A 24,319-nucleotide genomic window follows, 5' to 3' on the forward strand; every position below is an offset into this window, starting at 1 on the left:
AGTAACATAGTCGAGAGATCTATCAAGACAGATCTCTCCATTTCACTGCGTTCCAGTTGAGATGACGGTTTTTATAAGGAAATCCTCCTCACAATATCTTCAATAACATCAGCAGATTTCAGGATTTTATAATGCCCCACATCTTCAAAAGATTTTGAACTGATGGCAGGATTTTTATCTAAAAAGTCTTTCAGAAATGGGAAAGGTGAAATATGATCGGCGGGATCATAAGCCAGAAAATGATCTAAATCCGGACTTAACTGATAAAGTTCAGTCAGGTTAAAGTGGCCAGCAGAAACGGGGAACTCTTTTGCAAAATTCGCGAAAAATATATCCTGATCTTTTGCTCCGATGCTTACTGAATCAAGGCTCTGTTCGAAGTTTTCTTTGAGCCGGATTAATGGAGCAATGCTGATGAGCAGATCGGGAGTTACTCCTAATTCTTGCAACGCAATTACATTAGCCATTCCGCCTAGCGAATGTCCAATTAATATATCTGGCTGTACGTAGTTTAATGCAATAGACTTTACCGAATCGGCATATAACATCAGGTTAGAAAATTCGGAGATTGAACTTCCGTTACCAGGCGCATCAAAAGCAATAATCTCCAGGTCTTCTATTTTCTGGAGTTCAATAATCAGCTCATAAAAATCTAAAGCTTTTGAGGCCCATCCATGCGTAAGCAACACTTTTCTTTTTCCATTTCCCCAGCTAAAACAGTTAAAGGTTACGTTGGCATTGGTAAAATAGGTATCAAAAACCTGAAGGCTAAATTGTTTTGAAGTGGCAATAAGCTGTTCCTGATGCAGGCGCAATGGCATTTTTGGGGAGTAAAAAATAAACTCACGCATTAAAGCTGCATCAGGATTTGCCTGCGTTAATTTCAGCTCGTTTGCAATTTGTTTTAGTCTTTTCAATTCGAGCTTATTTACGGGTTAAACCAAATGCGATTTTAAATCTGCAGGAGAATAATTGATCGATTTTAAAGTTTTATCGTCAGATTTCCTGAACACCAAAAACAATCCGTCAATTTCTTTATAATAAGATTCAGTTTGATCCTTGTCTAAATAAAACTGAATCGTTTGTTCAGCTTCTTCTACTGTTTTACAGGCTTTACTCATGTTAGAGCGGTGAACCTCATCAAATAAAGTTTTAAATTTTCCACCTAGACCAAACTCGTGAATGGCTCCGGCCAACACATACTGCAGATCGCAAAGGGCATCGGCCACTTCTACCAGATCATCATTTTCTACTGCTTCCTGTAATTCTTTTAATTCTTCAGCCAAAAGCGAAATACGCAGATTAGCTCTCTGTTTTGATGGAATAACCGGATTTTCAAGTATAGGATGTTTAAAGGTAGTGTGAAATTCCGCTACCTGGTTTAGCGAATTGGTTTCTTGCATGGTAATGTTTGATTTAATCTTTACGCAGCAAACTTAAAAAAATCAGGAGAAATATTGGGGAGAATTTATGCACACACTGTAAGGTTAATCGGTTAATTGTTGAAAATGGTTAATTGTAAGTAGAATTGCTAACTGGATTGTTTAATTCTTGCATTGCTAAATTGTTAACTGCAAATTGCCAACTGAAAACTGTTGAGAATGGTTATTAGTTAATTATCGAACTGGTTAAATGCCCCCATGGTAATTACAAAATTGTTATCTTCAAATGGCTAACTGACAACTGCTGAGAATGGTTAATCCGTTAATTGTTGAAACTGGTTAATTGAAAGATGAACCCCAACAATTGAACAATCTAACAATATTTAATTCTTCCTCAATTAACCATTCTTTTTACCCTCCCTCACCACTTTAAAAATTCTTCTTTATAGGTTTCGCCAATGGGAATAGCCTGATCGTTGATATAAACGGTATTCCCATCTATCATCTTGATTTTTTCGATAGAGATAATATACGATTTATGGATACGGTAAAAAGGTGGCTGAGGTAGTTCGATTTCCAGCTCACGCAATGCCTGATAGGTTACAATCCTTTGGGTAGCAGTATACACTGAAACATAATTTTTCAACCCCTCTATGTACAGGATATCTTCGTAATTAACCTTGATAAATTTGTTTTTGGTATCACCCTTGATGAAAATAAAATCGTTTCCTTGTGCGGTTTGTTGTATAACAACTTCCTGCCGAACAGGCGCTACTGGCATTAAAATCTGTCGCGCTTTCGTAGCTGCTTTATAAAAACGCTCATAGGAGATCGGTTTAAGCAAATAATCTACCACATCAAGATCAAAGCCTTCTAAAGCGTATTCAGAATAGGCCGTGGTTAAGATTACTTTACATTTACCTCCACAGATCTTCAAGAACTGGATCCCGGTTAATTCAGGCATCTGTATATCCAAAAAAACAAGGTCTACCTTACCTTCCTGCACCAGATTAAGGGCTTCAAAAGCATTTGTAGTGGTCCCAACCAATTCTAAAAAAGGGGTTTTATTGATAAAAACAGCAATAATATCTGAAGCATAAGATTCATCATCAACAGCAAGGCAACGGATCATAGTGGAATTAGGGGGTTAGGGGTTAGTATATGGCATTTAGCGTAAATATTGTCAACATGTTTTTTAACTGTTCAAATTATCGATCAGAGATTTAAGATCAAAGTACTTTTATAGGTATTGCCGTTGTTAGAAATCAATAACTCATGTTTTTCGGGATAGATCAAATCTAACCTACGGTGAATATTTACCATACCTACACCGCTTGAGTGGTCCTTTTGTGCGTGACTGATCTTATTGCTTACTTCGAAACTTAATCGTTTGTTCTGCACTTTCAGCTTAATACGCACGGGCTGGGCTTCATCATTTACCACACCATGTTTAAAAGCATTTTCAACAAAAGGGATTAATATAAGCGAAGCTATTTTTTGATCAGCAATTCCGTCTGTTATAAAATCGACATAAAACTTTGGTTCAAAACGCATTTTAAAAAGCGCTACATAACTCTCTAAATACTCCACTTCCTTGCTTAAACTTACTTTACCATCCGGACTATCGTTCAATGTATAACGCATCAGATCTGATAAACGCAAAATGGCATTGGCCAGTTGATCGGAAACAGGAATAGCCAGGGAATAAACATAATTCAAGGTATTGTACAGAAAGTGCGGATTGATCTGCGATTTCAAAAATGAAAGTTCCGCTTTAACCACTTCTTCCTTCAGTTTTCGGTTAACCTGTTCTGACTTGAAGCTCTGTTCGATACCATAAACTGCAGCCGGTGTAACAATAAAACCAATGCTCCAATAAATATTATCCGAAATGTAATCCCAGGCAGCTATACCATCGTTATAGTTGTGAAAACCAAGCCATTTTAAATAAAGTACTTCTTCTATTAAATACCTAAGTGCAATAAATACCCCAATGGTAAACAAAATCCCTCCGATTAACTGAGGTACTTTATTTTTTTTCAAAAATCTTGGATATACCCATAAGTAACAGATGTAGAACTCTATCAATTGAATAAAATTCATAGAGATACTTAAAGCAGCCTTGCTAAAAGTTGTACCATCAATTAAATAGCCACCATAAAAATAGCCCAATACAAGTAACCAGCAAAGTATGTGAATGGAAATGATTTTTATTGTTTTCATGGCCTAAAACTATACAAAGCTTTTTTAACCGCCTATTTTCTTATTCCAAACATGCAAATAATTATCCTAACCTGTACAATTTAAGTATGAACACCTTTTATTGTATAAAAATGGATTGGGATAATATTTTAAAGGGTTGGGATTATATAATTTTTAGCCTGCCGCAAGCTCTTCATCTTTGAATCGTCAATATTAAACAAACATAAAATGAACCGCTTACTTAAAACCATCCTTATTTTCTTCTTCCTTTTTAGCATTAAAACCGTTTTTGCCCAAAATATCAAAATATCAGGAACAGTTACCAATAAAAACAATCAAGCACTTGATTATGCTTCTGTAGCCCTGATCCACCTACCAGATTCTGCTTCGGTGGCATTACAGGCCTCTAACCAACAGGGTTTGTATGAATTTAGTAACGTAAAATCTGGCAGGTATTTAATTAAAGCCTTAATGATGGGTTATGGAAAAAACCAATCCGCACCATTTGAAGTGAAAGATATAGCTGTTAAGGTTCCATCAATTACACTGGCAGAGCACACTCAAAATCTGAAAGATGTAAACATTATATCAAAAATGCCCGTAATTAATCAAAAAGCAGACCGGGTAATTGTAAACGTAGAACAGATGAATACCGCAGGTGATAATGCATTAGAAGTAATCAGTAGGTCGCCAGGTGTAAAACTGGATAAGGATGATAACATTGTACTGAAAGGAAAAAAGGAATCAATGTGATGATTGATGGTAAAATGAGTTACATGACGGGTTTGGAATTAACCACTTATTTAAAATCGCTACCCGGATCTGTATTAAGTAAAATAGAGTTGATTTCCAATCCACCTTCTTCTTTTGATGCGGCAGGCACGGCAGGGATCATCAACATCAAACTCAAAAGAAATAAAATGCAGGGATTTAACGGAAACATGAATATGGGTGGTGGTTACGGTCGTTATGAAAAAGTTTATGCAGGCACCAACCTGAATTACAATATCGGTAAAGTGAGTACTTATCTGCGTTTAGACGCCGGACACTATAACTCATACAACAGGTTAACTTTAAACAGAACCATAGAGGAAGAACAATATAACCAGCTTAACTTTTGGCACCCGGTTACGAATAGCTTAAATTATTCAACAGGTGCAGATTATTTTATTGATGATAAAAATACCCTGGGCATTATGGTAAAAGGTTATACCGCTCCGGAAGAAACCAAGGTAAATAGTAATTCTATAAACTACAATGCTGCAGGGGCAAAAATAGGTGGCACAAGTATGTTTAACCCTCAAAGCAATACAGAGAAAAACCACGCCATTAATTTAAATTACCGTTTAAAAACCGATACATTGGGAGGCGAGCTGGGATTTGATGCCGATTATGTGCATTACGATAACAGCCGAAACGAAACTTTCACCAACAATTACCTTGATGCAAACGACCAGCTCATTGGCAATCCAATCGATCTGCGTAATAATGGTATGGGCAAGGTATCCATTTATTCTATCAAAGCTGATTATACCCTGAATTTTAACAAAATCCTAAAAATGGAAACCGGCTGGAAAAGTAGTTGGGTAAAATCGCTGAGCGATGTGCGTTTCGATTCGCTGAAAACCGCTGGCTGGATCACCGATCCAGGAAGGACAAATCTATTTTTATACAATGAAAACATTAATGCAGGTTATCTTTCATTAGATCAAAGCTTTAAAAATTTACAGATCAAAGCGGGTTTACGTGCGGAGCAGACTTTGGGCAATGGCAGTTCATCGGGAACGAATACGCTGATCGACAGAAAATACTGGAAGCTTTTTCCAACACTCTTTATTTCCTTAAAACTCGATTCGAACAACCTGATTACGGCTGCCTACCGCAAAAGTATTAATCGCCCATCGTACAGCAGTTTAAATCCCTTTACTTTTTATAGCGACCCTTACACCGCCTTGCAGGGGAACCCGTTTTTACAGCCCTCTTACGCCAATAGCTTTGAATTTAACTACTCATTTAAAAATTTCAGGATATTAACGTTGAGTTATTCGGTTAACAATGGCTCGATATGGGAAGTAGTTTATCAAAATGATGCGACCAAAGAAAGTATCTCCCGACCAGAAAACTTTAACCGTACCACCAACTTTTACATGGCAACCGGAAGTCCTTTTGATGTAACCAAATGGTGGAACAACAGTACTGAAGTTTCGGCTGGATTTAACCGCACCGAATCAGCTGTACAGGGCAATGGTTATGATGCTTTCTCCTGGAACTGGTCTATAATGTCAGATAACACCATCACCTTACCTAAAAACTATAGCTTATCGGCTTATGCTTTTTACGATTCCCCTTCTGTTTCCGGCCTTTTCCGAAGTTTAGGCAGTTACCAGCTCAATATCGGTGCTAAAAAATTATTCTGGAACAAAAATGCCACATTAGCCTTAAAAGTAAACGACGTTTTTAATACGAGTAAATTTAGGGCCAACCTGGAGTACAATAATATTAAAACCTATTGGCAGAACGAATGGGAAAGCCGCAGGATAAACTTAAGTTTCACCTATAAATTCGGGAACATGAAAATCAAAACTGCGCGTAAAAGACAAACCGGAACAAGCGATGAAGAAAACAGGGTTGGCAAAAATTAAAAAATGAGGGCAAGATAAAATCGGTTAACTAAGCTGGATTTCTACAGTTAGCCGATTAATCCGTTTCAACAATTAAACGAGCTATAAAACCAATAGCATCCAAATATTACAGGCATAATGACCAGAATTGCCCAGCGGACCTGCGAGTTTTTTAAATCCAGCCTTTTCGTAAATGGTAATGGCTTTGGCAAGTTCCGGAAAAGACTCCAGGTAAATTTCATTATAACCAAATTGCTGAGCAGATGCTATACTTTTTTCCATTAGCATTTTACCGATACCTTTACCGCGCGAAGCTGGCAGAGCATAAAATTTAACGAGTTCAACACAACCCTCTGGCAAGCCAGCTGTTGGATAAATACCACAGCCACCAATAATAACTCCATCCTCTTCGGCTAACCAATAAGCAGATTTAGGATGTTCGAAAAGAGTTGACAAATCGTCGGTTGTAGGATCGGTATAAACAGTACCAGGCTTGTCTACTTTAAATTCTTTTAAAACCGATCTGATCATGGAAGCAGTAGCAATATTATCTGTTGGAGTGATCTTTCTAAGGGTAATGGCCATATTACTATAATTTGTTGCAAAGTTAAAAAATGAGTAACTGCTTTTTAATAAAAGCAAACAAAATGCTATTGAATTTTATTTATAAAATATTAAAACAGATTATACCATGGAAAACGAAGAAAATAAAACAGGAGCACTTAAAGGCAACAGTCATCCAAAACCAACAGATGATGTACAGCTGGAAATAGAAACCGTAACGCCTTCAACAGAAAAGGAAACCGATAAACCAGGTGAGCCTGCATTAAAAACGGAGGAAGTTAAGGATGGGAAAAATTGAATGATCAGGATGAAGCAGCAGATATTACGGAGAAACCTTCCGAAGAAAACAAAACTGATACCGACGATAAACGTGATGATATCGAAACCGCTACACCAGGCCCCTGAGTTAATTTTGGTTAACTCACATTGCAGCTGAAATAGTTTTAGTATTTTGGCGTTATGAATAATATGAAAGAAAAAATATTGCTTTTCCTGTTTACCATAAGCATTTTTGGTTGCGGAATAAACAGGCAGGCACAGCAGATAAAAGCCCTGGAAGACTGCACCTATAAAATTACAAGTGTACAACAGGTATCGATTGCAGGTACAGATGTTAAAACGTTAATGGATCAGCAGCGCTTTAGTTTAAACAGCTTGCCTGGGGTTGCATTGGGTTTATTAAGAAAAGACATTCCTTTAAAAGCCAATCTAAATTTAGAAATAACCAATCCATCAAGCAATTTAGCTGCGATAAACCAGTTCGAATATAAAATACTGGTCAACAATACCGATTTGGCACAAGGTATTGTTAATCAAAATGTAAGCATTGCGCAAGGCCAAACAGTTACTGTTCCGGTACAGTTGGTGAGCAATATTTATGGATTAATATCTAATGGCAATGTATTTAACGATATCATCAAGGCAGCTCAAAAAGGATCATCTTCAAAAGATGAAAAACTAGGTTTATTAACCATTAAAATAAAGCCAACCTTTATGTTGGGCAATACACCTGTTAAATATCCGGGTTACATTACCATTAACAAAGATATCAGCAGTAAAATATTATTGTAAAATACCGCCACAAATAAAAAATGCCCGCTTAACTAAATATGTTAAGCGGGCATTTTCGTTATAAGCTTTTATTAAAATTTCTTATCCGGTGTCATCACCATCCCCTTAAATCCTTTTGGATCCAACTTTTCATCTAATGCCCTTAGTTCTGCTACTGATAGCTTTGATGGCATTGCTGTCGTGGTTGTACTTAAGCTAGCTGTTTTTGCAGCTGTAGTTACAAAATTCCCATTCTTAGCATATAACAAAGCATAAGACAATAATGTCTCTGTTTCATCTCCCCATGCCTTACTTAAATCCTCTGCTGATTCTTTATCAACCGTTAGGCCAGAATAATAGCCACCAACGCCAAGTTTGTTCTTGGTTTCAAATTCCGGAATATACATATCTACCTTATCTATTCTGATCGGAAAGAAGCCTACAGGTTTACCATAAGTTGTTCTACCAATTAATTTTACATCCATAACTGGTTTTAAACTGTTAATGGTTAACTCACTTGCCGAGGCTGTTGATCCGGTTACTATAAAATAAACCCTGTTTAAAGATAATGAGCCGGACTTTGCAAATTTCTCTATATTGTCAGCAGCTGTAGGCAAATAATTTAAATCAGCATAAGTGGCGTACTTTCCGTTTACACCTGAGGTAAAGGTCTGTAATTTCCCCTCATCATCTAACAGTGGCTGGTGTGCCAAAACAGAGGCTTTGCGCTGGGCAGTAGTGATCGACTGTAAATAGTTATTGTAATAAGAAGTAAACATCGTATTACCGGTTTCGCCTGCCGGGGCTACCAAATTAATGATGTCAGTAGCTGTTGAAACATAGCCTCCACCATTATAGCGTAAATCAATAACCAATTCGCTTACTCCCTGGGTAGCAAAATTAGCAAAAACTGCATTTATGGCTGAAGAGGCATTATTAGTAAAACTATTAAATACCATATACCCCACTTTCTTTGTTCCAACCGTATAAACATTGGTAAACAATATCGGATTGACAGTATACAAACCACTGGATATAACCGCTGTTTTAGGGTTTCCGCCAATATCAGTAAAAGCCAAAGTCACCGTTGCATTGGTTCCAAAAATAGCATTATTTAAAAAACTAACTGCACCAGGATAGGTCAGGTCTGTTCTTCCATTCACACCGGTTATCCTGCAGCCACGTGTTAAACCCTGTAATGCAGCCGGCGAGTTTGGATAAACATATTTTACCCTCAAATCGGTCGTGCTGTTATAATTATACTGAACGGAAAAACCATAATCATTGGCTGATCCGTTTACATCTGCCTTAAGTACTCCTGTTTTACCTGTTGTAGCTGCCGTATAGTCGAAAAACGAATATTTAGGTTCACTGGAAGTGCTTACATATTCGTATGGTTTTCCTGTTGCCGGATCTAAAGAATATTGTGTCATGGCATATAGTTCAGCTTCATTTGAACTAAATCCACGCGGGTTAAACACGGCATAAGTGGGTAGCGAAGTATTCCAATAATAAAGTTCTTTCCCATATAAAAAGATAGAATCTTTAGTCAATTCATCCCGCGTTCCGGAAGGCGTGGTAACAACTGGTGGGGTTACAGGCTCATCAGGCGCAGAACTGCTCTTTTTGCAGCCACTAATGGCACCGAAGCTTAAAAAACCTAGTGTTACCAGGTAAAAGAATTTCTTATTTCTCATGGAAATTATAGTAATATTATCTCTATATACGTATCAGGCAATAGTTAGGTTGTTCAGAAATAAACTTTTACCAACAACTCAATTTAATTCAAAATATTATGCGCTCGCGCCTGTATATTAATGAACTACGTAAATCTACTTATTAAATTACTTTTCACTGAGATATTTAGCAAATTTTAACAAGGTAAACTAAACCGGTGTTTTTACCATAGTCCTTATCCCCCGTAAATTGTCGCCTTTGCCCCGGTTCATTCAACAAAATTCTGGGCAAATTTGTTGTATAACTTATCTGATTAAAAACCATGGAAAAGATCGAATTTAAAACCACAATTAACGCCTCAGCAGAAAAAGTTTGGAATGCGCTGTTTGGCGTAGAAACATACCCCAAATGGACAGCTGTTTTTATGGAAGGATCGCGTGTGGAAACCGATTGGAGAAAAGGAAGCAAGGCCCTGTTTCACGATGGGAAGGGAGATGGAATGCTTGCTATTATTGAAGAAAACATACCCAATCAATACATGTCTATCAAACATATTGGTGAAATAAAGGATGGGAAGGAAACCCTTCATAATTGGGGCGAATCTTTCGAAAATTATACGTTAACCGAAAAAGACGGTAAAACGGAAATTATAATCGACATGGAAATTATCAAAGAATGGCTTGACTATTTCGAAAAGACCTGGCCAAAAGCACTGGATAAGGTTAAGGAGATAGCCGAGAAATAAAATGATCATGCAGAAACATAAAAGCGAATGAGCCTCTTGTAAAACGGAGGCTTTTTTGTGATTTCTTCAAACGGCTATGGGCCTTTTAACTGGCTAATTGGTCACCATAAAAAATTTTTGCCTTATTAATCATGATCTGGTTCTCTTTCCAGCTCACGGAGAAAGCGTAGCCCAACCCCAGCCTTAAATGCAAGATCTTCCTGAGATAACTAGCTTTCCCCCGATGCATGTAACATTTATACCTGAAAGGGTGTAAAAGCACATTAAAATCAATAAAATTTACCCGAAAGGGTATAAAAAATTAATCAAAATTAGAAATACTTATAAACCAAAAAAGCCTCTCATTTCTGAAAGGCTTTTGGAAGTGGTGCCACCTGGATTCGAACCAGGGACACAAGGATTTTCAGTCCTTTGCTCTACCGACTGAGCTATGGCACCCCCTTTTGGGATTGCAAATGTAGTATTCTTTTTCTCAAATCCAAAAAAGGATTTAAAATTTATTCAAAAAGAATGAAGACCTGTTTAACCAAATGCATTCATTTTTCTGACTATCAATAAGATGCTATTAAAAAAATATTTATCCATTCTGCCAGTTTTTTCAGCATATATTCAAAATAGACAATATAAATCTTCCAGGCACTAATCTTTGATGATAGAAGGTTTGAGATTGATACCTAATTTTCTCAGTATCCATAGAAATAATAGAACACCTGTGAGGACAGCTAATACGATCAATATCACCTCTCCAAATCCCTTTGAAAATCCTGTCTCCACTTCAATCAATTCTGTGCGTTTAACTTTTAACAGGCCACCCGTATCAACAAGTTTGCGAATGTCATCTGTACGGATTTGAGGAGCAAATAAAGCGGCTACTGCATGCTGATCAGTAATGCGATAAATGGTTTGTGGGATTAGTTGAGAATCGCCAAGCTCGTCAAAGTAATAATAAGCATTTCCATTTTTCCATACTGAGCCATAACTGCCTCCAACCATACCTATTTTCTGCCAGTTTCCTGTTGTAGGCTCATCTAATCTATAAATATGTGTTGACTCGGATTTAAGCCCCGGATTTTTATTTCCACCCCAAATCTGACTGGCCTCAGTGTATAAAATTTGATGACCATCTGAAAAAATAAGTGGTGCAATTTCTCTGAAATTGCCACCATCAAATGGGTTATCTTTGAACCTTAAAACTTTCCTTTTCTTCTTATCAAAATAAAAGATTCCATGCTTACTTAAAAATAAAGCATGATAGACATGTGCCCCATTTAGAGACAATATGTTATAAGGACTATATTGCTTATCAAAAGGCAGGTCATTGACGTAGACCATACCTTGCTTAGGATCTAAGAGATAATTTTCCTGATTTTGACCATCAATAACAATGGCTTGCAGGTTCGGGTGATCCTGAAGTGGCAACAGGGCATTTTTATAGTATACAGATTGTCCATCCGCCAGATAGTTTTGACTTTCACGGATATCGCCATCATTATATAACTCAGAGATCTGCCTCAGGCTCGCACCATGGGCCTGCGGAAGAATTTTACCCTGATAGTAACACAAGGTTCCATTAGTTACCACCTCAGTTTTAAGAATAACTCGATAAGGAACTGGCCCGGCTTCAAGTTTAGCGAGCGGGTAAATATAGGTCTGTGGCTTATCCCCTACTCCAAGACCATATAAACTCTGTTGGCTCAACCAGGAGAAAATTGATAAGTCTTCATTTTCTACACTCATTGAAGAACAGTAGCAGGTTTGCTTACCATCGGTGAAATAATTATTACCAATTGCTTTGGCTGTAGCTGGATTGAAATCTTTTACAACAAGGTTACCACAGTAAGCGTTATTTTTATCTATCCCAAACTGGCGGTTTTGGTAGCTATTGTCAACTAGCCTGAAGCTGTTGGCATCAGCCTCCTTAATCATATAGTTTCCATTACTTGGCACAGCCGCATATACCTGGTTTTGATAACGGACAAATATCCCACCTATTTGCTGTCCTTTATTATCAATAGTATTAGTATCCGCATCCCTTCCTGGCAAGAGAAAAGACACAGTAAACGTTATTAAAATCAGGAAAGCAATGACTGCAGTTATCCTGATAAGCTTGATGATATTTTTGTTCATTTTTTGTTTTAGGTTATTTGTTAACGTATGCCACCTACTACCGAATCCCAGGAACTATATAGTAGTTCTCCCTGTAATATGGTCATGCCATGCGACAGCGAAAATGCAGAAATTAGGCTATGACACGTAAATGAAAGTCGCGTAGAATGACTTGATCCAAAATACCTCTTCACTCCATCCGGTGAGCATGAAGTGCTTGCGTTGGCTGGTTCCGTTCGTCCAAAAATAAATGATTACAATCATTCATCGTTTTAATACGGATAAGATCAATTTGATCTGCAAAATCTGGTGGTAGTAATGGTTTAGGTAGTTCGATCTCCATGGCTTGGTGCTAAAACTACTAAGTTAAAAATTTAAACTCAGCCCTCCCGCTTTTTACGAATGATCCTTAATAGCTAAAGTTATGAAACCAAAAAAGCCTTTCATTTCTGAAAGGCTTTTGGAAGTGGTGCCACCTGGATTCGAACCAGGGACACAAGGATTTTCAGTCCTTTGCTCTACCGACTGAGCTATGGCACCATCCGTTTGGGATTGCAAATGTAGTGTTCTTTTTTCAAAAGCAAAACTTTTTTTCGATTATTTCATTGGCGCTCTGATTATCAATTAATTAATTTTTCACAATTCTTAAAGCAGGCCATAATTATTGCTTAGAATGAATACAAACAAACAATTTTATCATTTTTTTTATGCATGCATAGTATTTTTTTGAGATTAATATCCTAATTTAGCGTAAAACAATCTAATATTGCATGGTGGCACAGATCCTTTTTCTAGTACTTACACTTGCAGCAATTGCGCTGTTTACAGTTAACCTGCGTAAAATAATTCGCAATATCCGCTTAGGCAAAGCAGTAGATCGAAAAGATCAACCGCAAAAAAGGTTAATGACCATGTTACGGGTAGCCTTTGGTCAATCCAAAATGGTTGTCCGCCCTATTCCTGCATTTCTCCACTTTTTTGTTTACATCGGTTTTGTGATCATTAATATCGAAGTACTCGAAATTATGATCGATGGATTATTCGGCACTCACCGTATTTTTAATGGTTTGGGTGGGCTTTATAACTTTCTGATCGGTTCTTTCGAAATCCTGGCCTTTACGGTTTGGGTTTCCTGTGCTATTTTTCTTATTCGCAGGAATGTACTAAAACTTAAACGCTTTAGTGGCGTCGAGATGAAAAGCTGGCCAAAATCTGATGCGAACTATATTCTCATCACAGAGATTTTATTAATGAGTGCTTTCCTGCTCATGAATGCTGCTGATGCAAAACTCCAGCTTTTAGGTGCAAAACACTATGTAAATGCAGGTGCTTTTCCGGTAAGTCAGTATTTAATGAACATTCTTCCTTCAACAGCGCATGCATTGGTTATTATTGAGCGCAGCTGCTGGTGGTTCCACATTATCGGGATTCTGGCTTTCTTAAATTATCTGCCTTATTCGAAACATTTCCATATTCTTTTCGCCTTTCCAAACACGTACTTTTCAAATCTGGAGCCTAAAGGTGAATTCACTAATATGGCCTCAGTTACCAATGAGGTAAAAGCAATGCTCGATCCTTCTTTTGTTCCGGCAGAAACCGAACCTGGTAAATTTGGAGCAAAAGATGTAACCGACTTAAGCTGGGTAAACCTGATGAATGCCTATACCTGTACCGAATGCGGAAGATGCACTTCGGTATGCCCGGCAAATATTACAGGTAAACTTTTATCGCCAAGGAAAATTATGATGGATACCCGCGACCGTATTACCGAAGTGGGTCAGAACATTGATAAACATGGTGCAGAACATCAGGATGGAAAATCATTATTAGACGATTATATCAGCAGAGAAGAGATCTGGGCCTGTACCAGTTGTAACGCCTGTGTAGAGGCCTGTCCGGTAAACATCGATCCATTACAGATTATTATGGAGCTCCGCCGTTTTGCGGTAATGGAAGAATCGCAGGCACCAGGAAGCATTAATGCAATGCTGGGAAATATCGAGAACAACCAGGCACCCTGGAAATACTCGCCAGCCGATCGTTTTAACTGGGCACAAGAAAGTTAGCAATTGACAGTCTTCCGTTAACAGTTTTAAGTTGACATTGAATTAAATAGAATTACATCAGGTCTCGATACCTGGTATTCGATACTAGAAAATAGACACTAGATAATAGACAAATGGAATTTAAAGTCCCTACGATGGCCGAGTTAATGGCCGCAGGTGAAGAACCAGAAATATTATTTTGGGTGGGTTGTGCCGGAAGTTACGATGAAAGGGCACAGAAAATCACCCGCGACATCTGCAAGATCTTACATCATGTAGGTATAAAATATGCGGTATTGGGGACCGAAGAAAGCTGCACCGGAGATCCGGCTAAAAGAGCTGGGAACGAGTTCCTTTTCCAGATGCAGGCCATGACCAATATCGAAGTTTTGAATGCTTATAACATTAAAAAAATCGTAACCGGCTGTCCGCATTGCTTCAACACCATTAAAAATGAATATCCTGGCCTGGGCGGCACTTACGAGGTGATCCACCATACACAACTTATCCAAGACTTAATTAACGAGGGTAAGTTAAAAGCTGAAGGTGGAGAAAGCTTTAAAGGCAAAAAAATCACTTATCACGATCCTTGTTATTTGGGCCGTGGAAACGGAATTTACGAAGCGCCAAGAAAAGCATTAGAAGTTTTAGATGCGCAATTGGTAGAAATGAAACGCTGCAAAAGCAATGGTTTATGCTGCGGTGCCGGTGGTGCACAAATGTTTAAAGAACCCGAAAAAGGAAATAAAGACATCAATGTTGAACGTATTGACGAAGCACTTGAAACCAATCCACAATTTATTGCAGCGGGCTGTCCATTCTGTATGACAATGCTGAGCGATGGTATTAAATTAAAAGATAAAGAACAGGAAGTTAAGGTATTGGATATTGCAGAAATTACGGCAAGGGCAAACGGCTTGTAACGATCGTTTTAGATTCACTTAATAAAAAGCGGTATCATATAAGCGTTAATCTCTATTCGATCTGTCTCACGTGGAGCCTCCCGAAACGCGTAAATCTGTAATTAAACAGATCCTTCGAAAAGCTATCAATCATGGACTCCAATAGAAAGATTGTCAACTCGAATGAAGCGTAGCGAAATGGAGAAATCTTTTAATATAGTTCAAAGATTTCTCCACTGCGGTCGAAATGACGCCCCTTGTATATCTGTCATCAACCCTCCGATGTATTTGAAAAATTCTAACCTCTATTAATGGCAAAATTTCAATAGAAAGATCGTCATCTCGACCGGAGCAGCGCTAAGTGGAGAGATCTATCCAGGCCGATTTCGCTTCGCAGAGCCTTCGGGTTCTAGACTGCGTTACCGATGTAAAATCGGCACAGGTTGCACTCCGCTCGAAATGACGAAAGCTTAAGGGAGGAGCTATCTCCTTGAACTTCTTGATTTTTATACCATAGATCACCCCTCAGGATGACAAATTAATATTAATGATACAGCCTTTATTATAGTATTGACGACCTAAATCTCCTATACCGCATCAGACAAAGAAGTAAAAGTAAAATCCCTTATTCTTAATGGCGGCAATAGATAGTTGGCTTCTGATTCGGCACTGACTGTTCTTTCGGCTATTCCAATCTCATCCAGGTTATTCAGCATGATAACCGGACTTTCATTGAAACGAAAATTTTTGACCGGGAATTTGATTTCTCCGTTTTCGATGTAAAAAGTACCATCCCTGGTCAACCCGGTTAGCAATAAGGTTTGTGGATCTACCGTACGGATATACCATAAACGCGTAACCAATATACCTTTTTCTGTCCCCTTAATCAGTTCTTCCAATGTCTTGGTTCCACCTTGCATAATGGCACCGCCAGGAGTTGGTATTGCCTTAATTCCGGTTTTCTTTGCCCAATATCTCGAACTGTATAAATTTTTCACTACTCCTTTTTCTATCCAGTTTATCTTCTCCTGAGGCCTTCCATCTCCAGACCATGTTGAAGTTGGAAGCTCAGGATTCCATGGATCGGAATAAATATTTACCCGTTCATCTACCAGCTGTTCCCCTAATTTGGTCTTTCCTCCGGTTTTACTCATGAAGCTTCTTCCTTCATCCGCTTGTCTGGCGTCCAGCGAGAAGAATAAGTTTTCTAACATTACTGCTACGGCGGTTGGCTCTAAAATAACAGTATATTTACCCGGCTCTATCGCTTTTGCAGTTACTGACGACATTGCTTTTTTTGCTGCTATAGCTGTATCGGCCTTTGCATTAAGCTTGCTAAAATCGTTGTATCCTCTGGTGGCATAACCTGAGCCCTTGCCATCATCAGTTCTTACCGTAATGTTAAAAGCAACATCGGTTGAAGTATTATAAGCAAATAACCCCTTACTATTCATCAATGCAGCGCAACCCACGCTGTTCGACAAAAATCCTGCGGCATTCAGTTTATTATCCATAGCCTGTTTTAAACTGGCCTGTACTGCATCAGCTCTATCTTTTGGCGTAACAGCTGCTGTAGCAGGAGAAAATGTGGGTGAATCGGGACCATATTCCTGAGGCCCTAGAAAAGGCATAAATTCAGGATTTTCCGGGGCAAGCTGCGCAAGTTCTTCTGCTCTGCGCACTACTTTTTCCAGCGAGGCATCATCAAATTCATTTATAGTGGCCGTACCCAGTTTTTTCCCGAAGGCTGAACTCACCACCAAACTGTTAGCACTAATTCCACCACTGGTAGAAACTGCGTTTCTGGCATACCTTAGGTTCCCGCTATCTGAGCAGTTTAGATTGACTTCACATTGTTCTGCTTTAGAGTAAGAAAGTACCTTAGTTAAAAGTGCCTTTGCTTCTGCTTTTGTTAAGATTGGCATAATTTCTATCAGATTTTTCTAGCGGTGTTGATCACATTAACTTTATTAAAACGTGCGGTTGCCGATCCGTGAGATACAGCACTTACCTGACCAGGCTGGCCTTTACCATCAAAGAACGAGCCTCCTAAACGGTAATCGCTCTGATCGCAAATGGCCACACACGAATTCCAGAACTCCTGGGTATTTGCCTGATAAGCCACATCTTTTAGCATACCAACTATTTTCCCGGCTTTAATTTCGTAATACAGCTGACCACCGAACTGGAAATTATAACGTTGCTGATCGATAGAAAAAGATCCGTCGCCTACAATGTAAATGCCTTTTTCTACATTTTTGATCTGATCTGCTATACTCAATTTGGCCTTACCCGGTTGCAAAGAAATATTTGCCATGCGCTGAAACTGAACACTGCTCCAGTTATCGGCATAACAACATCCTTGCGATGCATTTAAACCTACTATATGTGCCTGATCTCTGATGGCCTGATAATTTACCAATATGCCATCTTTAATTACATCCCATTTTCCGCATTTCACACCTTCATCGTCATAACCAACAGCCCCTAACGATCCAACTTCGGTTTTATCGGCAGTAATATTAACTTCCTTACTACCGTAATTAAATTTTTTAGATTCCCATTTGTCTAAGGTTAGGAAACTTGTTCCCGCATAATTGGCTTCATAGCCCAATACACGGTCGAGCTCGGTCGGGTGTCCACACGATTCATGAATCGTTAACCATAAATGTGAAGGATCTAATACCAGATCATACTTGCCTGGCTCTACCGATTTTGCCTTCATCTTTTCGCCTACCTGTCTGGCCGCCTGTGTAGCATCTTCAAGCATATCGTACCTGCCTTTGTAAAGCGTACCAGAAGCTGTTTGTATTTTATCCTCTGGCCTGGCATTTAGATATTCGTAGCCTTTACCTGTCGGGGCACTCAATGCATTTCTGGTTTCGAACTTACCGGTTACCTTATCTATTTTAGTGATATAGAAAGTTGGCCAGATGCGGTGAATATCCTGATCGATATAAGAACCATCAGTTGAAGCGAAATATTTTTGTTCATTTACCGCAAATAATACGGAGTTAATATAATCTGCACCACCCTTCATCGCCGCATCATTCACCGCCAACAATAAATCTACCTTTTCTTTTACGGGTACTTCAAAAGTATTTTTCTCAATCGGCGCTTTCCAGCTTACTTCGCCATATCCTTTTTGTGGGGCTAGCTTTACAGGTTCTCTTAACAAACGGGCATTTTCTTTGGCAATAGTTACCGCCAGTTCAGCTGCTTTGGCGATGCTATCCTTATCCAATTTATCGGTTGCTGCAAATCCCCAGCTTCCATTCGAAATTACCCTGATACCGATGCCATACGATTCGGTATTTACAATATTCTCTACTTTATCCTCACGTGTAACAACATATTGGTTAAGGTATCTGCCTACACGCACATCAGTATAAGTTGCACCTTTTGATCTTGCCGCATTCAAAGCCACATCCGACATGATTTTTTTAGCTGCAGGATCAATATATTCTAAGGCCTGCTCGGGGAAATCTCTTTCCCAAAAACCGGAATGGCAGGAAGCATAGCCGCAGCAGCCCCCACACCAGTTAAATAAATAAAGTTTCTACGTTTCAAGATGAGATGGTTTAAATATGTCTGAATATAAGTTTTTTAACTTATTTCCCGAAATTTCTATTTCGATTTTAACAGATGAGTAAATGTAAAATAATGCTAAGAAATGTTTTTATACCAGCATTAGTAAATATGATATGCTGGTTAAGCCAACTGTACACCAATGAAATTACAATGTTATAATTTCCTTATTTTTAGGAAAGCAATTGTAGTATTCTATAGGCCAATTTCTTCCTGCTCTACCTGCTGCCATGAAAAATGGGCATTCTTTCGATCAGGTTTAGCTAGGGTATTTTTCTGCTCCTATGTTGGTTTTCCGTGCCACAGGACAGGTTTATAGCCCTGATCGAAGCGGCATCCCCGATTTTTTCATCGGGATAAAGCGGAGAGCAGGACTAACTTAAAAAAAGCGAATGACAATGCGCTCCAAAAAAAATCGCTTATATTTTACTTCATATCATATACTAATGGCGCAACCTGCATCATGATTAACATTAAGATTTGATGGTTTCTTATGCCAGGAAAGCAATTGTAGTATTCCATAGCTCAATTTCTTCCTGCTCTACCTGCTGCCATGAAAAATGGCATTCGTTCGATCAGGTTTAGCTAGAGTAGTTTTCTGCTCCTATGTCGGTTTTCCGTGCCAAAGGCTCAGGTTTATAGCCCTGATCGAAGCGGTATCCCCGATTTTTCATCTTACCATGTGGACACATCTTTTTAAGAATAGTTTAGGCATTTTGCTAAGCAACTTTAATCAAGCATGGATTTTAACCAAGTACGCTGTCAATCCCAAGAGCCAGGGAAATCAAAAAAACAGTTGCATTTCAGGTAAATTGGCACTAACAAACCTGAAACGCAGTGGTTTTGTGTTCATAGACGATGATTTAAATTTTAAAAAAATATTGAACACAAAACGAAGTGCCACTATTTTTTTGATGCGTATAGGATTGTGCAAAAGGCTCATTGCTGGATTGACGAAGCGCTTTGGGTACTTTGGCGCTCCAAAGTACCATGCCACCGCGGCATAGAGCGGCTGAAAAATATTATAATTAATTGTATCCACACGGTAGGATTTTTCATCGGGATAAAGCGGAGAGCAGGACTAACTTAAAAAAAGCGAATGACAATGCGCTCCAAAGACACCAACTCTTTTCTATTTCATATCATATAACTCGTGCAACCTTCATCATAATTAACATTAAGATCTGATGGTTTCTTATGCTAGGAAAGCAATTGTAGTATTCTATAGGTCAATTTCTTCCTGCTCTACCTGCTGCCATGAAAAATGGCATTCGTTCGATCAGGTTTAGATGGGGTAGTTTTCTGCTCCTATGTCGGTTTCCGTGCCACAGGCCAGGTTTATAGCCCTGATCGAAGCGGCATCCCCGATTTTTTCATCGGGATAAAGCGGAGAGCAGGACTAACTTAAAAAAAGCGAATGACAATGCGCTCCAAAAAAATCGCTTATATTTTACTTCATATCATATACTAATGGCGCAACCTGCATCATGATTAACATTAAGATCTGATGGTTTCTTACGCCAGGAAAGCAATTGGAGTATTCCATAGGTCAATTTCCCTAACTATAGCTTCTGAGAAATTGAAACTTCCGCATTAATTTTATTCAGGTTATCACGGATAAGATTTAAATCTTCGGCCTCCATATTTTTTAATGGAATAACCAGCTGTATGGCCATCGAATCTACATCGCCTCCCCTGTCTTTATAAGTCTGTACAATTACGTCATCACCTTTGGTATGGATATATAATTTACCTGAAGTAGTTGTACCATAATAGTCCATATCTTTAAATTTCGATAACTTAAATGCGAAATACTCCGTTTTACCGTTATTAAAATACCGCTTGTAACGGCAAAAACCATTGTTGGTAACATTTAGCTCATAACGTTTTACCTGATCGCTTTCCTGGCTACTGTCATAATGATCAGTAAGCGTTTTATGAAGATAAAGGGCATATTGCTCCATGGATTCGGGGTCTGAAAAAGCACATAAAAACATACAAAAAGCCGAAACAAGGGATATTTTCAAGCAGAGTGTAAACTTTTTCATCGGGTTAGCGTTTTAATCATACCAATTTAATTAAAATCATAAATTTGTATATGAGTTTTTCTCCACAATCAAGAGTTTGGATATACCAAAGCGATCGCAAATTTACTTCTACGGAAGAAACTGAGATCTTAAACAAATTGGCAGCTTTTACTAACCAGTGGAAAGCACATGGAAATGAATTGCTTGCAAAAGCAGAAGTACGTTATGGCTTTTTTATTATCCTAACAGTAGATGAAAGTCAGGCTGGTGTTACCGGTTGCTCCATTGATAGCTCTGTTCGTCTAATTAAAGAAATTGAACAGGAGTATCATGTAGACCTTTTTAACCGTTTCAACATTGCCTATAAAGTAAATGGAGAAGTTGTGGTAAACAGCAAGGAAGATTTTGAAACTTTGGTAAATATAAAGCAGGTAACACCAGAAACTATTGTATTTAACAATATGGTTCAAAACCTGGCTGAACTTGAATCTAAGTGGGAAGTTCCTTTTCAAAACAGCTGGCATTCTACCGTTTTTGCACATTTACTTTAAGCCTGTGTTCATCGTAGATCTTAAATACATTGTTCCGCTAACCGAGTTAGATGCACATATGGAAGCCCACGTGCAATATTTAAAGAAATACTATAAAAAAAACATTTTCGTGGCTTCGGGCAGAAAGGTGCCCCGAACCGGTGGAATTATTCTGGCCCTGGCTAAAGATGAGGCTGAATTGAAAAAAATCCTGATGGAAGATCCCTTTTATAAACACCGTTTGGCCGATTTCACGATTACACATTTCCTAACCTCACAGCACCACCCTGATCTGGAATCTCTTTTAGGCTAACTGGTTCAGAAGACCTGTTGCTATTGCAGCTATTTTTTACTGTCAGCCAAACAATTAGCTAACAAAAAACATTATATTGGTTAAATCAAATAATGTGTATGAAGCGCTGGCTAAAAATCTCTTTAAAAATTGTATCGGTTTTAGTTGTACTGATTATATTAACCTGGCTGGCAGGTGCGTTTTACATTAGCCGCAATAAGAAAGAAGTGCTGGCTTCTATCCTTTCGCAACTGAATAAAAATTTAAATGGACAGATTACTGCCACTAGTATGGAGCCAACGCTTCTGAAAAGCTTTCCGGGAGTTTCGGTATCACTAAACGGTGTTCTACTGAGAGATAGTTTATGGAACCAACATAAACACGATCTTTTAAAAGCACAGGATATAGACGTCTCTTTAAATGTGCTCTCACTTATTGTAGGCAATATCAATATTAAACAAATTGCGATTAATAATGCTTCCATTTATATCTATACCGATTCTACAGGCTATAGCAACACCAGTATTTTTAAAAGTAAATCAAAAACCGATAAAAAATCGTCATCAAAATCCTCCGCACTAGAAGTTAAAAAGATTGATTTTAATAAGGTGAGTTTAATATTGGACAATAAAAAAAGGTTCAAGTTATTCAATTTTGATATTGATCAGATCCAGGGCAGAATGAAATATCCTGATAGCGGCTGGACAGGTAAAATCAAGTTAATGACTAAGGTAAACAGTTTCGCCTTTAATACGCGTAAAGGCAGCTTTCTAAAAGATAAAACCTTAGAAGGAACCTTAAACGCACATTACAACCGGGATCTCGACGCAGTAATACTAAATCCCGAAATATTAAACATTGGTGGCCATCCTTTCAAAATAGGTGCTAAAATAGAATTAGATAAATCTGCTTTTGCCATTAGCATTGCTGTTGATGATATTTTGTTCAGAGATGTTGCCCTGCTCTTATCACCTAACATTTCTTCAAAACTTTTAAAATTTGGCATTGAAAAACCGATCAATATCCGGGGAAATATCGTTGATGACGGGTCAGGAAAATACGGAGATCCCTTAATTAAGGTCGGCATAACAGTAAGAGATAATGTGGTTTCTATTCCGGCAGGCAAATTAACAGCATGTAATTTTGATGGCTCCTTTACTAATCGTGATACCGTTGGCGGCATTATTGGCGACGAAAACTCGTCCATTAAGTTCCACAGGCTCACGGCAAAATATTTTAATGCGCCGCTTAAAATCGACACCTTCACGGTAAATAATTTAGCTCGCCCGATTGCCACCGGATTAGTCACCTCACAATTTCCCCTAACCAACTTAAACAATTCGTTAGGTACAAACGATTTTGAATTTAAAAACGGTACAGCGAACTTAAGGTTATATTGCAAAGCCGATATTGATAATTTCAGGTTCACAAAACCGGTTGTTTCGGGTAAAATACAGATTGCCGATGCAGACATCCTTTATATCCCCAGGAAGTTGCACCTGGTAAAAAGTGCTTTAAACATCAATTTTAACCAGAATGATTTATCGATACAGAACGGGCATTTCCAATTGGGCAAAAGCGAGCTCAATGTAAGCTGTAGCATCGCCAATTTTGCCAACCTGTATTATACGGCTCCCGAAAAAATATTGGTGAACTTAAAAATGTCGAGCCCTCAACTCTACCTAAAAGAGTTCTTACCCTTCTTAGGGCCGAGAACAGCGAAGAAAAAATCGAGTGGAAACAAACAAGTGGTTTCGAAAGAGCTGAGCAATGTATTGGAACTTTCGAAAATGAATATCCGTTTAACGGTTGATAAAGCCATTTACGATAATTTTCTGGCCAAAAACCTTGATGCTGATATTTCATTGCGCGGAGGCGGCATTTTTTTCAATAAAATCAGTGTGGCTCATGCTGGCGGACAATTATCGCTTGATGGGAATATTATGCAGGAGGCCGCCTCTAACAGTTTTAAAATCAATTCGAAAATTAGCCATGTAAGTGTTAAAGATTTCTTCTACTCTTTCGATAATTTTGGACAGAATACCATTACCAACAAAAATTTAAAAGGTTATTTGTCGTCGTTGGTTAACATTTCTGGCAGGATATCACATACAGGAAAAATTCTTCCACGATCGATAAATGGTAAAGTGGTGTTCAATCTGAACAATGCCGCACTGGTTAATTTCAATCCGATGGTTAAGGTTGGAAAATTTGCTTTTGCCAACAGGAACCTATCAAACGTAGAAATCAAAAACCTTGATGGAACCCTTAACATCCATGGTGATAAGGTAGAAATCAGTCCAATGCAGATAAACTCCAGCGCTTTAAACTTTAACGTAAAAGGCACTTACGCTTTAGGAAGTGGTACAAATGTAGAGATGGACATTCCACTGAGAAATCCAAAAGGAGATGAAAACTTAACCAAATCAGAAAAAAGAGAAGCCCGTATGCGTGGAATCGTATTGCACTTAAAAGCTATTGATGACGAAAAAGGCGGAATAAAGATCAGGTGGAATAAGGATCATGATTAATAGAAGAAAAATGTAAGATGGATGATGGAATTTAAATTACCCTCATCCATCTTACAT

At 38.4% G+C, this 24,319-nt stretch carries 21 protein-coding genes and 2 tRNA genes; 10 read left to right on the top strand and 13 right to left on the bottom strand.

Annotated features, from left to right (window positions below):
* Positions 1-71: 71 nt before the first annotated feature.
* The 4 genes from ACQ86H_RS21425 to ACQ86H_RS21440 form a co-directional block, all read right to left on the bottom strand.
* Entirely contained in the window at positions 72-917 is an 846-nt protein-coding gene (locus ACQ86H_RS21425) for an alpha/beta fold hydrolase (protein ID WP_138820586.1), read from the bottom strand.
* An 18-nt stretch (positions 918-935) separates the two neighbouring features.
* On the bottom strand, positions 936-1,403 hold the full coding sequence (locus tag ACQ86H_RS21430; protein WP_167293229.1) for a nucleoside triphosphate pyrophosphohydrolase family protein: 468 nt from the start codon (positions 1,401-1,403) through the stop codon (positions 936-938).
* A 400-nt stretch (positions 1,404-1,803) separates the two neighbouring features.
* The gene (locus ACQ86H_RS21435; RefSeq protein WP_431292413.1) at positions 1,804-2,514 is read right to left on the bottom strand and encodes a LytR/AlgR family response regulator transcription factor; all 711 of its coding nucleotides are present in this window, start codon (positions 2,512-2,514) and stop codon (positions 1,804-1,806) included.
* A gap of 83 nt (positions 2,515-2,597) precedes the next feature.
* Positions 2,598-3,605, bottom strand: coding sequence for a sensor histidine kinase (locus ACQ86H_RS21440; RefSeq protein WP_138820583.1), 1,008 nt, complete (start codon positions 3,603-3,605; stop codon positions 2,598-2,600).
* Between the two features lie 207 nt (positions 3,606-3,812).
* On the opposite strand from ACQ86H_RS21440, the gene ACQ86H_RS21445 reads away from it, so the two are divergent.
* A complete protein-coding gene (locus ACQ86H_RS21445) occupies positions 3,813-4,337 on the top strand; it encodes a carboxypeptidase-like regulatory domain-containing protein (protein WP_431292414.1) in 525 nt (174 codons plus the stop codon).
* Entirely contained in the window at positions 4,337-6,226 is a 1,890-nt protein-coding gene (locus ACQ86H_RS21450) for an outer membrane beta-barrel family protein (RefSeq protein ID WP_431292415.1), read from the top strand. Before ACQ86H_RS21445 ends, ACQ86H_RS21450 begins: the two co-directional genes overlap by 1 nt.
* Positions 6,227-6,307: 81 nt before the next feature.
* Here the strand turns inward: ACQ86H_RS21450 and ACQ86H_RS21455 are convergent, their stop codons facing one another.
* A complete protein-coding gene (locus tag ACQ86H_RS21455) occupies positions 6,308-6,790 on the bottom strand; it encodes a GNAT family N-acetyltransferase (protein WP_431292416.1) in 483 nt (160 codons plus the stop codon).
* Positions 6,791-6,896: 106 nt separating this feature from the next.
* Between ACQ86H_RS21455 and ACQ86H_RS21460 the strand changes: the two genes are divergently transcribed.
* Positions 6,897-7,067, top strand: a complete 171-nt coding sequence (locus tag ACQ86H_RS21460; RefSeq protein WP_431292417.1) for a hypothetical protein — start codon at positions 6,897-6,899, stop codon at positions 7,065-7,067.
* A gap of 170 nt (positions 7,068-7,237) precedes the next feature.
* Entirely contained in the window at positions 7,238-7,840 is a 603-nt protein-coding gene (locus tag ACQ86H_RS21465; protein ID WP_431292418.1) for a hypothetical protein, read from the top strand.
* Between the two features lie 71 nt (positions 7,841-7,911).
* Here the strand turns inward: ACQ86H_RS21465 and ACQ86H_RS21470 are convergent, their stop codons facing one another.
* Positions 7,912-9,516 (bottom strand): S41 family peptidase, encoded by a 1,605-nt coding sequence (locus tag ACQ86H_RS21470; protein WP_431292419.1) that lies wholly within the window; start codon positions 9,514-9,516, stop codon positions 7,912-7,914.
* A gap of 302 nt (positions 9,517-9,818) precedes the next feature.
* On the opposite strand from ACQ86H_RS21470, the gene ACQ86H_RS21475 reads away from it, so the two are divergent.
* A complete protein-coding gene (locus tag ACQ86H_RS21475) occupies positions 9,819-10,241 on the top strand; it encodes an SRPBCC family protein (RefSeq protein ID WP_431292420.1) in 423 nt (140 codons plus the stop codon).
* A 365-nt stretch (positions 10,242-10,606) separates the two neighbouring features.
* Here ACQ86H_RS21475 and ACQ86H_RS21480 read toward each other — a convergent pair.
* The 3 genes from ACQ86H_RS21480 to ACQ86H_RS21490 form a co-directional block, all read right to left on the bottom strand.
* Positions 10,607-10,679 (bottom strand) — tRNA-Phe (locus tag ACQ86H_RS21480).
* A 201-nt stretch (positions 10,680-10,880) separates the two neighbouring features.
* The gene (locus ACQ86H_RS21485; RefSeq protein WP_431292421.1) at positions 10,881-12,368 is read right to left on the bottom strand and encodes a DKNYY domain-containing protein; all 1,488 of its coding nucleotides are present in this window, start codon (positions 12,366-12,368) and stop codon (positions 10,881-10,883) included.
* A gap of 446 nt (positions 12,369-12,814) precedes the next feature.
* Positions 12,815-12,887 (bottom strand) — tRNA-Phe (locus ACQ86H_RS21490).
* Between the two features lie 230 nt (positions 12,888-13,117).
* On the opposite strand from ACQ86H_RS21490, the gene ACQ86H_RS21495 reads away from it, so the two are divergent.
* Positions 13,118-14,413: a (Fe-S)-binding protein gene (locus tag ACQ86H_RS21495; protein ID WP_138820575.1), complete on the top strand. Its 1,296-nt coding sequence runs from the start codon at positions 13,118-13,120 to the stop codon at positions 14,411-14,413.
* A gap of 113 nt (positions 14,414-14,526) precedes the next feature.
* The gene (locus ACQ86H_RS21500; RefSeq protein ID WP_113948060.1) at positions 14,527-15,315 is read left to right on the top strand and encodes a (Fe-S)-binding protein; all 789 of its coding nucleotides are present in this window, start codon (positions 14,527-14,529) and stop codon (positions 15,313-15,315) included.
* A 566-nt stretch (positions 15,316-15,881) separates the two neighbouring features.
* Here the strand turns inward: ACQ86H_RS21500 and ACQ86H_RS21505 are convergent.
* From ACQ86H_RS21505 to ACQ86H_RS21520, 4 genes are all read right to left on the bottom strand, one after another.
* Positions 15,882-17,219, bottom strand: coding sequence for a TldD/PmbA family protein (locus tag ACQ86H_RS21505; protein ID WP_431292422.1), 1,338 nt, complete (start codon positions 17,217-17,219; stop codon positions 15,882-15,884).
* 8 nt (positions 17,220-17,227) lie between these two features.
* Positions 17,228-18,730: a TldD/PmbA family protein gene (locus tag ACQ86H_RS21510; protein WP_431292423.1), complete on the bottom strand. Its 1,503-nt coding sequence runs from the start codon at positions 18,728-18,730 to the stop codon at positions 17,228-17,230.
* Positions 18,731-18,759: 29 nt separating this feature from the next.
* A complete protein-coding gene (locus tag ACQ86H_RS21515) occupies positions 18,760-18,864 on the bottom strand; it encodes a twin-arginine translocation signal domain-containing protein (RefSeq protein ID WP_431292424.1) in 105 nt (34 codons plus the stop codon).
* A 1,580-nt stretch (positions 18,865-20,444) separates the two neighbouring features.
* Complete coding sequence (locus ACQ86H_RS21520; RefSeq protein WP_431292425.1) at positions 20,445-20,930, bottom strand: hypothetical protein; 486 nt, start codon at positions 20,928-20,930, stop codon at positions 20,445-20,447.
* Between the two features lie 50 nt (positions 20,931-20,980).
* Between ACQ86H_RS21520 and ACQ86H_RS21525 the strand changes: the two genes are divergently transcribed.
* The 3 genes from ACQ86H_RS21525 (at position 20,981) to ACQ86H_RS21535 (ending at position 24,262) form a co-directional block, all read left to right on the top strand.
* Positions 20,981-21,460: an ABC transporter ATPase gene (locus ACQ86H_RS21525; RefSeq protein ID WP_431292426.1), complete on the top strand. Its 480-nt coding sequence runs from the start codon at positions 20,981-20,983 to the stop codon at positions 21,458-21,460.
* 4 nt (positions 21,461-21,464) lie between these two features.
* Entirely contained in the window at positions 21,465-21,752 is a 288-nt protein-coding gene (locus ACQ86H_RS21530; protein ID WP_431292427.1) for a YciI family protein, read from the top strand.
* A 98-nt stretch (positions 21,753-21,850) separates the two neighbouring features.
* Positions 21,851-24,262 carry an AsmA-like C-terminal region-containing protein gene (locus ACQ86H_RS21535; protein WP_431292428.1) on the top strand — a complete coding sequence of 804 codons (2,412 nt, stop codon included), beginning with the start codon at positions 21,851-21,853 and terminating at the stop codon, positions 24,260-24,262.
* Positions 24,263-24,319 lie beyond the last annotated feature (57 nt).

The sequence above is a fragment of the Pedobacter sp. P26 genome (assembly GCF_050632135.1).
Lineage (GTDB): Bacteria > Bacteroidota > Bacteroidia > Sphingobacteriales > Sphingobacteriaceae > Pedobacter.